At 65.3% G+C, this 10,235-nt stretch carries 12 protein-coding genes; 6 read left to right on the forward strand and 6 right to left on the reverse strand.

Annotation, left to right across the window (positions count from 1 at the left end; translation table 11 throughout):
* The first annotated feature begins 40 nt into the window (after nt 1-40).
* From WKW79_RS08150 to WKW79_RS08170, 5 genes are all read left to right on the forward strand, one after another.
* Nucleotides 41-532, forward strand: coding sequence for an Lrp/AsnC family transcriptional regulator (locus WKW79_RS08150; protein WP_340334593.1), 492 nt, complete (start codon nt 41-43; stop codon nt 530-532).
* A 125-nt stretch (nt 533-657) separates the two neighbouring features.
* Nucleotides 658-1,530, forward strand: coding sequence for an amidohydrolase family protein (locus tag WKW79_RS08155; RefSeq protein WP_340334594.1), 873 nt, complete (start codon nt 658-660; stop codon nt 1,528-1,530).
* A 37-nt stretch (nt 1,531-1,567) separates the two neighbouring features.
* On the forward strand, nt 1,568-2,383 hold the full coding sequence (locus WKW79_RS08160; protein WP_340334596.1) for an IclR family transcriptional regulator: 816 nt from the start codon (nt 1,568-1,570) through the stop codon (nt 2,381-2,383).
* Between the two features lie 12 nt (nt 2,384-2,395).
* On the forward strand, nt 2,396-3,448 hold the full coding sequence (locus WKW79_RS08165; protein ID WP_340334597.1) for a ketopantoate reductase family protein: 1,053 nt from the start codon (nt 2,396-2,398) through the stop codon (nt 3,446-3,448).
* A gap of 354 nt (nt 3,449-3,802) precedes the next feature.
* Nucleotides 3,803-4,795: a Bug family tripartite tricarboxylate transporter substrate binding protein gene (locus WKW79_RS08170; protein WP_340334598.1), complete on the forward strand. Its 993-nt coding sequence runs from the start codon at nt 3,803-3,805 to the stop codon at nt 4,793-4,795.
* Nucleotides 4,796-4,810: 15 nt separating this feature from the next.
* On the opposite strand, the gene WKW79_RS08175 is transcribed toward WKW79_RS08170, so the two are convergent.
* The 4 genes from WKW79_RS08175 to WKW79_RS08190 all read right to left on the reverse strand — a co-directional run bounded on the left by WKW79_RS08175 (nt 4,811) and on the right by WKW79_RS08190 (nt 8,226).
* The gene (locus tag WKW79_RS08175) at nt 4,811-5,668 is read right to left on the reverse strand and encodes a TauD/TfdA dioxygenase family protein (protein WP_340334599.1); all 858 of its coding nucleotides are present in this window, start codon (nt 5,666-5,668) and stop codon (nt 4,811-4,813) included.
* Between the two features lie 120 nt (nt 5,669-5,788).
* The gene (locus tag WKW79_RS08180) at nt 5,789-6,424 is read right to left on the reverse strand and encodes a GDSL-type esterase/lipase family protein (RefSeq protein ID WP_340334600.1); all 636 of its coding nucleotides are present in this window, start codon (nt 6,422-6,424) and stop codon (nt 5,789-5,791) included.
* Nucleotides 6,425-6,472: 48 nt separating this feature from the next.
* Nucleotides 6,473-7,483: a TRAP transporter substrate-binding protein gene (locus WKW79_RS08185; RefSeq protein WP_340334601.1), complete on the reverse strand. Its 1,011-nt coding sequence runs from the start codon at nt 7,481-7,483 to the stop codon at nt 6,473-6,475.
* 62 nt (nt 7,484-7,545) lie between these two features.
* Nucleotides 7,546-8,226: a hypothetical protein gene (locus tag WKW79_RS08190; RefSeq protein ID WP_340334602.1), complete on the reverse strand. Its 681-nt coding sequence runs from the start codon at nt 8,224-8,226 to the stop codon at nt 7,546-7,548.
* A gap of 110 nt (nt 8,227-8,336) precedes the next feature.
* Here WKW79_RS08190 and WKW79_RS08195 point away from each other — a divergent pair, with 110 nt between their 5' ends.
* Nucleotides 8,337-9,173 (forward strand): IclR family transcriptional regulator, encoded by an 837-nt coding sequence (locus WKW79_RS08195; RefSeq protein WP_340334603.1) that lies wholly within the window; start codon nt 8,337-8,339, stop codon nt 9,171-9,173.
* On the opposite strand, the gene WKW79_RS08200 is transcribed toward WKW79_RS08195, so the two are convergent.
* Both WKW79_RS08200 and WKW79_RS08205 read right to left on the reverse strand, forming a co-directional pair.
* Nucleotides 9,170-9,847 (reverse strand): SMP-30/gluconolactonase/LRE family protein, encoded by a 678-nt coding sequence (locus tag WKW79_RS08200; protein WP_340334604.1) that lies wholly within the window; start codon nt 9,845-9,847, stop codon nt 9,170-9,172. The genes WKW79_RS08195 and WKW79_RS08200 overlap by 4 nt on opposite strands.
* The coding region (locus WKW79_RS08205; protein WP_340334605.1) for a hypothetical protein at nt 9,756-10,235 on the reverse strand (480 nt) is incomplete at its 5' end. The genes WKW79_RS08205 and WKW79_RS08200, both read right to left, overlap by 92 nt.

A 10,235-nucleotide genomic window follows, 5' to 3' on the forward strand; every position in this document is an offset into this window, starting at 1 on the left:
CAGAATAGGCTTCATATTTCCGTCTCATTTGGGCCGAATGATGAAAAGCAATCGCCAAACACCCAATCCAGCCGAAGAATCCACGGACCCGATCGATCTCGCCATCCTGCGCGTGCTGCGCGAGGACTCGCGCCACACGCTGCAGGAGATCGGCGCGATGGTCGGCCTCTCGCCCACGAGTTGCTGGACGCGTATCAAGAAGCTGGAGTCGCAGGGCGTGATCAAGCGCTACACCGTCGACCTCGACCCTGCGAAGCTCGGCTACAACGACTTCGTGATCGTGCAGCTCACGCTGGAGAGCCACACGGACGAGACGCTCTACGAGTTCGGCCGCGTGCTGGCCACCATTCCGGAGATCCAGGAGGCCTACCTGGTGTCGGGCGACTACGACTACTACATCCGCATCGCCGTGCGCGACACGCGCGACTACGAGCGGCTGCTGCGCGAGAAGCTCTACAAGATCCCCGGCATCCGGCACAGCAAGTCGAGCTTCGTGCTGCGCGTCTTGAAGGAGGCCAGCGTGCCGCTCTGAAAGGGGAAAAGTTCAACCCATGAAACTTGCGGGTGGCAACTGCGCGCTCGTTCGGGGGTAAGCCGCTATGGTTTGCGCAGAGACAAAACAGGCCGCTCGCCCCGGTGAGCGTGAATCCCCGATCCATGAAAAGCTCCCCGCAGCTTCCGCCAGGCACATGCGACTGCCACACGCATGTCTTCCTGGACGAGGCGAAGTTTCCCCTCTGGGCCGCGCGCCGCTACACGCCACCGCCGGCATCGATCGAAGCGCTGACCGCCTTGCACGACAGGCTGGGCGTCGAGCGCGTCGTGATCGTGCAACCCAGCGTGTACGGCTCCGACAACGCCGCCACGCTCCATGCGCTGCGGACGTTGGGCCAGGGCCGAGCCCGCGGCGTCGCGGTCATCGACGATCACACCTCCGATGCGGAACTGGCCGCGATGGCAGACGCTGGCATTCGCGGCGTTCGCGTCAATCTCGAAGTCGACGGGGAGCGGGACGCGCAAAAGGCGACCCAATGGTTGCGCCGCACGGTCGAGCGCGTGGCGCCGCTCGGCTGGCATGTGCAGCTCTATGCAAGCCTTTCGCTTCTGGGCGCATGCGCGGACATGCTCGGCAGCCTGCCCGTTCCGCTGGTGTTCGACCACTACGCAGGCGCGCAGGCGCAACTTGGCTTGCAGCAGGAAGGGCTGGCCGAAGTGCTGAAGCTCGTGGAGAGCGGATGCGCCTATGTGAAGCTCTCCGCGCCGTATCGCTGTGCAAGCCCTGACGCGCTTCAAAGCCAGGAGCCGCTGACCCGGCTGCTGATCGACCGCAACCCGGATCGCATGCTGTGGGGCAGCGACTGGCCGCACCCGCAGCCCGGCGCGCGGCCGAATGCCTCGGATGTCTGCCCGCCGTTCGAGGTCGACCTCGGCAAGACATTGAACGCCCTGGCATCGTGGGCGCCCGATGCCGCCACGCTACGAAAGATCCTCGTCGACAACCCGCGCCGGCTCTACGGCTTCGACGCCTGAACGGGCGCCGCAATCTCTGGCATCAAGGAACGCCATCATGGATCTCGACGCTCTTCTGCGCCCGCACCCCGCCCCGCCGGAAGCCGAACGCCCCGGGACGCGCAGCCTCGGCCGGGTCATCAAGGTGATGCGCATGGTGGCCTCGCGGCCGCAGTTCGGCTGGCGCCTGTCGGACCTCTCGGCCGCCTGCAATCTCGACCGTGCCACGGTGCACCGCATGCTCGCCTTCCTGGTGGAGGAAAGACTGGTGGCACAGCGTGCCAGCGACCGGCACTACCTGCCCGGCCCGCTGATGTTCGAACTGGGACTCGCGTTGCCCGACCACCTCCAGTTCCAGCGCCGTGCCGAAGTGATGGTGAACGCCTTCGCATGCCGCATGGCCGGCATCGCGGTGCTGCTGCTGCGCAGCGGCAATGAGTACGTCTGCAGCGTGCGCGCGGGCACGGTCGCGCTGTCCGGATCGGTGCTGTTCCCGGGCAATCGCCGGCCACTGTTCACCGCCGCGGGCGGCGTGGCGATCCTGCAGACGCTGCCGGCCGACGAGGCGCGTGCGGTGCTGCGCGAGAACGTGGCGCAGGAGATCGCGCGTTGCGGCACCGGCCGCCTAGCCTCGCTGCAGAAGATGCGCGAGCGATCCGACCGGCATGGCTTCGGCGTCAACCTTGGCGACGTCGTCCCGGGCGTGCATGCATTCGGTGCGCCGTTGCGCGGCGTGGACGGGGATGCGATCGCGGCGTTGTGCCTGCTGGGTTCGCCCGAGCTCTACCCCGAGGAGCGACTGCCGGAGTTGCGCACGCAATTGTTCGAAGCCGCGGAGGCACTCGCCGCCGATGCACGCAAGTTCAACCTTTGAAGGAACCATGGAATGACAAGGGTATGCATCGTCGGTGCCGGCGCGGTCGGGGGCTATGTCGGCGCACACATGACCCGGGCGGGCATCGACACCACCTTCGTGGACGCATGGCCGGAGCACGTCGTGCACATGCGCGACAAGGGCCTGAAAGTCGAGGGCATGAACGGGGCGGGCTCGGTGCAGACCCCGGTGCGTGTGCTGCACGTCGGCGACGTGCCGCAGCTCGTGCGGGAGCAGCCCTTCGACGTGGCGTTCGTCGCCGTGAAGGCCTACGACACCGAGTGGGCCACGCAAATGATTCTTCCGTACCTCGCCCCGACCGGCTGCGTCGTTTCACTGCAGAACGGGATCAACGAGCACGCGATTGCCGCGATTGCCGGCTGGGAGCGCACGCTGGGCTGCTCCGTGAGCGCGCTGGCTGCGGAGCTGGTCGAGCCGGGGCGCATCGTGCGCAACTCGCCGCTCGGCGACGACAAGAAGGCCGGCATCCGCATCGGCGAGCTGCACGGACAGATCACGCCGCGCGCGGAAATGATTGCCGGCCTGCTGGCGCATGGCGACACCTGCAAGGTCACGCCGAATCTCTGGGGCGAGCGCTGGTCGAAGCTGACCATCAACGCGATGCGCAACGGCGTGTGCGCGCTGACCGGCATGACCGGCAAGCAGCGCGACACGAACGACAGGGCGCGCGAGCTGACCATCCGACTGGGCAGTTCCTGCGTGCGCGTGGGCCGTGCACTGGGCCTGTCGCTGGAGCCGGTCGGCGGCCTCGATCTGGACCTGCTCGCGCGGGCCGAGGACGACGGCGCTGCGCGCGAGGCGATCACCCAAATGATCATGGCGGTGGCGAACTCCCGCAGCGACGCGCAGCGGCCTTCCATGGGACAGGACATCCGCAAGGGCCGCCGCACGGAGACCGACTACATCAACGGACTGGTCGCGCGGCGCGGGGCGGAAGTCGGCGTCGACGTCACCTGCCACCGCCAGGTCAACGAGATCATCAAGCGCATCGAGAAGGGCGAGTTCGCACCGCACCCGGCGCTGCTGGAACAGATCGCGGGCTGAAGGCGCGAATCTTTCTACTGCGGCCACCGATCTCGGGCCTGCGGTGTTGGCTCCGGCATGACAAGCGCTTCGCGCAGTTGTCAGCCTCGCCACAACTTCGTTGTCACCGCACGAGAGTGCGGTTCCGCGCCACAGACCCGACCTCGGCGCCCTCGCTACGAAATCTTCACACCTTCACAGGCCCAGGGCCGGATGCGCCTGCCCTCGCCGGTGATAGGTCGAGGTGGCAACGCCGACCTCGACTATCGAGAAGTTCATGCGATGAAACTCCGGCGCGCGGCCCTCTGGGCACCCGTGCAAGCGGCTCCTATCCTGAGAAAGAGAGACAACGCCAACAACTTCTCCGGAGACAACATGCACTTCCCCAAGCCGAGCAAGAGAGCTTTCATTCGCGGCTTGGCAGGCACATTCGCCTTGCTGGCCTTGTCCACGGCAACGCAGGCCGAGGGCTTCCCGAACAAGGCCATCAGCATCGTCGTGCCCTTCGCCGCCGGCAGCCCGACCGACGTGGTCGCACGCGCCTTCGCGGACGACTTCGGCGCCGCGCTCGGCACACCGGTCATCATCGACAACAAGCCGGGCGCGAGCCAGACGGTGGCAGGCTCCTTCGTCGCGCGTGCGCCGGCCGATGGCTACACCTTGCTGTTCGCCAACCTGCCCGCGGTGGTCGCGCCTTCGTTGCTGAGCAAGCTGCCCTACACCGCGCTGCGCGACTTCGCGCCCGTCTCCGATGTCATGACCATCGGCTTCATCCTGGTCACCTCGCCCAGCGTGCCGGCGACGAATCTCAAGGAGTTCGTGGCGATGTTGAAGGCCGACCCGTCGAAGTATTCGTATGGCTCCTCGGGCATCTCCACGCCCATCCACCTGATGGCCGAGATGTTCAACAAGGAGATCGGCGTCAAGACACTGCATGTGCCGTACAAGGGCGGCAACCAGGTGCAGATGGACCTGGTCAGCGATCGCATCACCTATGCCTTCCTGCCCACGGGCTCGATGGAATTCGTGCGCGCCGGCAAGATCAAGACCTTCGGCCTCGCGTCCGACAAGCGGGACGCGGCCTGGCCCGATCTGCCGACCCTGGAGGAAGGCGGCCTGCGCAACTTCAAGGCCACGGTCAACTTCGTGCTCGTGGGCCCGAAGCAGATGCCTGCAGACACGCAAGCCAGGCTCAACGCCGCGGCCAACAAGGTGATCGTGAGCGACGCCTTCTACAGCAAGGTCAAGTCCGTCGGCGGCGTGGAGCTTTCCAAACCGCAGACGCCAGCGCAGGTCGGCGCGCATATCGTGGCGGAAGAAGCGCGGTGGGATGCGCTGGTGAAGGCGGCGGAGATCCAGCTCGAATAGCCGGCCTTCCGCCGATCATCTCGGCCGGTCGCCCTTGAGCGTGATGCGCTGCATCACCCGCCGAAAGCCGTGGTAGTCGTTGACCGGGTTGTGTTGCGTGCAGCGGTTGTCCCAGAACGCGATGGAGTTCGCCTCCCACACGAACCGACACGTGAATTCGGGCTTGACCTGGTGCTGGAACAGGAACTGCAGTAGGGGCTTGCTCTCGGCCTCGGTCATCCCCTTGAAGCCCGCCGTGTGCGCCGCGTTCACGTACAAGGCCTTGCGTCCCGTCTCGGGGTGCGTGCGTACCACCGGATGCTCCGCGATGAACTGCTGCGCCTTGTCCGACTTGCCATCGCTCTTGATGCGATCCTCGCGGGTCTTGCTGACATCGGCCTGGGCCGAGGAGGAGATGCCGATCAACGGGTCGACGATCCGCTTCATCTCGGTGGAGAGCGTCTCGTAGGCCAGGTACTGGTTGGCGAACAGGGTGTCGCCGCCATACGGCGGAATCTCGCGGGCCAGCAGCATGGAGCCCATAGGCGGCTCCTCGAGGTAGGTCGTGTCGGAATGCCACACGCCGCCGAAGTTGACCCGCTCATGCTCGAGCTTCTTGACTTCGATGATGCAGGGGTAGCCCTCGATGCCGCTCACGAACGGGTACTCGATCGGCTCGCCCATGGCTTCTGCGAAGCGCATGAACTGCGCAGGGGTCAGATCCTGGTTGCGGAAGAAGATGACCTGGTGCTCCAGCAACGCCTCGCGGACTTGAGAGGCCTGTGCTGGATCGAGTCCCTCGGCGAGATCGAAGCCGGTGAGTTCGGCACCCAGGGCGCCGGCGACTTTCCGGGCTTGGAGGGCATGCGTTCGTGTGTCATGTGTTGTGCTCATGACCGAATGCTAGGTTCGGCATCGAGAAAAATGGTTCCGTATTTCGAACGAACAGGCAATTTTCAAACATCGAACTTCGCGGCAAACGACTGGTTGCGGATGGGCCGCCTCATCCGCAACTCAGCGCCAGCCCGCAGCCTTGAACTGGTCCGCAAGCTTCTGCGCGATCACCGCGTAGCCCTGCGCATTGGCATGGATGCGATCCGAGCGCAAGGCCGCATCCGACAGCACGTTGGCATACACATCCGGAACCAGGAGCACCTTCTCAACGGAAGCCACTTCCTTGTAGAAGCCGGCATCGCTCAACGAACCAACGGTTGCCCGCAGCGCGTCCGGTGCCGGCGTGGCGATCAGCGCAACGTACTTCGTCTTCGCGAGCGCGGCGCGGACGATGGCTGCCACGTTCTCCCTCGTCGCCTGCTGCGACACGCCGCGCAGCATGTCATTGCCGCCGATGCCCACCAGGATCGCGTCGTAGCTGTTGGCCGCAAGCAATGCTTGCAGGCGCTCCAGCGCTCCCGCCGAGGTATCGCCATTCACGCCCTGGTTGTCGATCTGCCAACCCGTCAACTGCGCCAACACCGAAGGCCAGGCTTGCTCGGGAGAGGCACCGTAGCCCGCGGTCAGGCTGTCGCCCAGCGCCAGCACACGCGCATCGGACTTCAGCGGAGCGATAGAAGGCTTGCCCTTTCCACAGGCCACAAGCGAAAAGGCCGGCGTCAGGCCGCCCAGCAGGAGGAGGTGTCGTCGGTTCATCGGGCGCGAAGTTAGCACGCGTGCCCGATCACCTGACGCAGCGACAGGCTATTGGATCGCAGCCTGCACCTTGGCCAGTTCGGTCCGGTAACTCTGCACCAGCGTCGGGTCATACGAAGCCGCGAACTTGTCCGCCACCGGCTTGGTCAGTTCGCGCATCTTCGTCAGCGTGGCCTGCGGCACGTCGTTGATGAGCATGCCCTTGACTTCCAGTTCCTTGCGCGCACCCGACGATGCATCTCGGCTCAGCTTGCGCTGGTAGGCGCCGGCTTCGGCCACGGCTTCCTGGATGATCTTCTGGTCGGCGGGCGACATCTTGTCCCACACCTTCTTGCTGATGACCACCGGGTTGGCCGTGTACACGTGGTTGGTCACGCTCATGTACTTCTGCACTTCATAGAACTTGCTGGTCAGCACCACGCTGAACGGGTTCTCCTGCGCGTCCATCGCCTTGGACTCCAGCGCGCCGTACAACTCGGGGAAAGGCATCGGCACGGGGTTGGTGCCCAGCGCGCTGAAGCTCTCGATGAAGAGCGGATTGGGGATGACGCGCAGCTTCAGTCCCTTCAGGTCCTCGACGTTGACGATGGGCTTCTTGCTGTTGGTGAAGTTGCGAAAGCCCGTTTCCCAGAAGCCGAGGCCGACCAGTCCCTTCTCCGGCAGCTTGGCCATCAGTGCCTGGCCGAACGGACTCGCCACCAGCGCATCGACCTGCTCCGCCTTGCTGAAGGAAAAGGGCACGTCGAACAGCGTGAACTCCCTGACCACCGCACCCATCACGGTGGCCGAGGGCAGCGTCATGTCCTGCACGCCGCCTTGCACGGCGCTCAACTGTTGCTGCTCGCCACCGACGGACCCGCCGCCCAGTTCCTGGATCTTCATGCGGCCACCGCTCTTCGCGGCCACGATCTCGGCGAGCTTCTGGGTGGCCAGCGAGATGGGATGGCCGGCCTGCACGACGTGGCCGAATCGAATGGTCTGCTCCTGTGCCTGCGCCGTGACGCCGGCGCAGGCCGCGACGAGAACTGCGAGAGTGAAGAGGCTGCGGATTGCTTTCAAGGGATGTCTCCTGTCTGCACGAAGAAGGCCGGTCAGGCCGTTGGGAAAGTGTTGTGAGGCATCTATTGCATGTCCCCCGGAATGGCCGAGTACGACAACGCATACCGCCCGCTGAAGGCGCCCGGCGCAGCGCCCTGGGCGACCAGCGACGCTTCCGACAGTTCCGCTTGCGCCAGTGCGTCCAGCGCGGTCGCGTCATAGCCCATGGCGACGAAGACCCAGTCGGCCACCTGGTCGCTGCCGCGAATCTTCTGCTCGGTGGTCTGCGCGATGGGTGGCGTCTCGTGCTGCATCAGGTGCGCGCCGGTGAGTCCGGGTTGCAGGGGCAGCGCGTCGGTCAGCCGGCGCAGCGTTGCGCGAAGTTCCTCGCTGCGGCCGGGCGCGGGCGACAGGCGCACAGTCAGCGCCTGGCGCGCCACCGCACCGCCGCGCGATGCCAGCACGCGCGACTGGCAGCGCACCATGTTGCGGTGGTGCGGCATCATCTTCGTGGACCATGGGCTGGGTGCGTTGAGGCTCGCCAGGTAGCCGTGCGAGGACAGCACCTCGTAGCTTTCCAGTTCGTACATCACGAAGATCCCCTCGCCTCCGGTTGCACTGGTCCAGCGGGAACTGCGGCGAAAGCCGGGAATGGCCAGGCGTTCCGGAAAGTGCTCGTGCGAGTGCCAGTGCTCGAACTCCGGGCGCATCTCGGGCGCCATGTCCCACCACATGGCGAGTGCCGCATTTCCAGGTAAAGCCATCCGTGTTCCCGCATCGCCTGCTGTTGAATGCGCCGGATGATCTCAGAAAGTTGAATGGCATTCAAATTTTCTATACCATTCAAAATTTGAATGAACCAACGCGGAAAGTCATGAGCGGAGCACTCGAGAAATCGCTGGACATCCTTGAATACCTGACGGACTACCCCGACGGCGTGGCGCTGGTCCAGATCGCCACGGACCTCAACCAGGTGCGCAGCGGCTGCCACCGCGCCTTGCAGGAACTCATTCGCTACGGCTATGTCCGCCAGATGCCGCAGCGCGGCGACTACGCGCTCACCACCAAGATGGCGTCGATGGGCCTCAGCTTCCTGAGCAAGTCCGGCGTGCTCGACATCGCCCAGCCAGTGATCGACCGCCTGGCCAAGGCCACCGGCGAACTGGTGCGACTGGCCATCGTGGACGGCGACCGGCTCACCCTCGTCGCCAAGGCACAGGGCGCCAAATCCGGCCTTCTCTACGACCCGGACATGGGCATCGACCTGCGCCTGTCATGCAGCGCGGCCGGGCAGGCCTGGCTCATGACCTTGCCGGAAGACGTGGCCATCGAGTACGTGTCGCGACAGGGCATCGGCGAGCCGAAGGACTTCGGCCCCAATGCACCGACCAGCATGAAGGCGCTGCTGAAGGTCCTGGACGAGCACCGCAAGCGGCGCTTCAGCATCATCCAGGACGCGTACGCGCCCGGCATGAGTTCCATGGCCGCGCCCATCCAGCGCGTGAACGAGCAGACCACGGGGGTGGTCATCATTGCCGGCCCGTCGGCGCGTCTCACGATGAAGCGCATGGTGCAGTTCGGGCCGGCCCTGCTGTCGGCGGCGGAGGAACTGAAGGTGTCCGGGAATTCATCCGCACTGCTGAAGTCGGCGAACGTCGGCACGTGGGGCAACGTCGCGGTCAAGCGGCGCGCACCCAGGGTGGGACGCTAACCGAACATCGGCTCCGGCAGTCCCTGCACGCCCACGTCGAGCGCCAGCAAGGCGCCGGCGAGGGTTTCCTGCGCAAGCACGTCGGGCGCAATCATCTTCGTGGCCGTCGTGATGTAGAGGGTCCGCAAGTCCGGCCCGCCAAAGCACACGCACGTGGGGTTGGTCACCGGCACTTCGATCACCCGATCGACCTTGCCGGCGGGCGTGTAGCGAATCACCCGATGCCCTGCGAACACGGCGTTCCACAGGCATCCGTCGCTATCCACCACGGCGCCGTCGGGCCGGCCCTTGCCGTTCGAGTAGTCGGCGAAGACGCGGCGATTCGTCAGCACGCCGTCGTCGGGATCCAGGTCGAAGGCCCAGATCTTGAAGCGCCGCGTGTCGGACATGTAGAGCGTGCGGTCGTCGGGCGACGTGGCCACCGAGTTGGTCACGATGATGTCGTCGAACAGCCGTTGCACGGCCCCGGAAGGCGCCACGCGATAGAAGCTGCCCAGCGGTTGCTGGATGGCGGCGTCCATGGTGCCGATCCACAGTGAGCGTCCGGCCGTTCCACCTTGACCCGGCTTCGTGCCGGTGACATCAGGATGAGATCGTGGATCCAACGAAGGCGACGCACTCCACGAGGTTGAGGGCGGCCAGTAGTAGGTATTTTTCGGCTTCGGTGCGCACACGCAGCAAGTCGTGGTCGCCCAAGTATCCGTAGACGAACGCGAGCAGGTAGCGCTCGAGGTGTTCGTCGCAGAACTGCTGGATGACCTGGTTCGCCAAGGCGCCCGGCAAGCCCTCATTGAAGCGCGCGCGGGCCGTCAATCGCTGCATGCAACTGTCCTGTACGTCCTCCGAGACGATCGGCCACTCGTGGCCGCTGCGCTTCATCGCTTGGAACGTCACCAACAGGATGTGCAGCGGCACCTCCAGTTCCACCATGCCGACTCCCATGCGTGGCAACGCAAGGATCGAGGCGAGCATGTTGGGCTGCTGAGCGAAGATCTCGTCGGCCAAGCGCACCTTCTGTTCCTGGCCCATGCCGTTGACGTCGATGGCCGCCTGGACCATCAA

The sequence above is a fragment of the Variovorax robiniae genome (assembly GCF_037889955.1).
GTDB classification, from domain to species: domain Bacteria; phylum Pseudomonadota; class Gammaproteobacteria; order Burkholderiales; family Burkholderiaceae_C; genus Variovorax; species Variovorax robiniae.

What these genes read in the sequence shown, in the direction of transcription:
- WKW79_RS08195 (WP_340334603.1), top strand. Translation starts at nt 8,337, where the DNA reads ATGAGCGGAGCACTCGAGAAATCGCTGGACATCCTTGAATACCTGACG.
- WKW79_RS08190 (WP_340334602.1), bottom strand. Translation starts at nt 8,226, where the DNA reads ATGGCTTTACCTGGAAATGCGGCACTCGCCATGTGGTGGGACATGGCG.
- WKW79_RS08150 (WP_340334593.1), top strand. Translation starts at nt 41, where the DNA reads ATGAAAAGCAATCGCCAAACACCCAATCCAGCCGAAGAATCCACGGAC.
- WKW79_RS08175 (WP_340334599.1), bottom strand. Translation starts at nt 5,668, where the DNA reads ATGAGCACAACACATGACACACGAACGCATGCCCTCCAAGCCCGGAAA.
- WKW79_RS08180 (WP_340334600.1), bottom strand. Translation starts at nt 6,424, where the DNA reads ATGAACCGACGACACCTCCTCCTGCTGGGCGGCCTGACGCCGGCCTTT.
- WKW79_RS08155 (WP_340334594.1), top strand. Translation starts at nt 658, where the DNA reads ATGAAAAGCTCCCCGCAGCTTCCGCCAGGCACATGCGACTGCCACACG.
- WKW79_RS08160 (WP_340334596.1), top strand. Translation starts at nt 1,568, where the DNA reads ATGGATCTCGACGCTCTTCTGCGCCCGCACCCCGCCCCGCCGGAAGCC.
- WKW79_RS08165 (WP_340334597.1), top strand. Translation starts at nt 2,396, where the DNA reads ATGACAAGGGTATGCATCGTCGGTGCCGGCGCGGTCGGGGGCTATGTC.
- WKW79_RS08170 (WP_340334598.1), top strand. Translation starts at nt 3,803, where the DNA reads ATGCACTTCCCCAAGCCGAGCAAGAGAGCTTTCATTCGCGGCTTGGCA.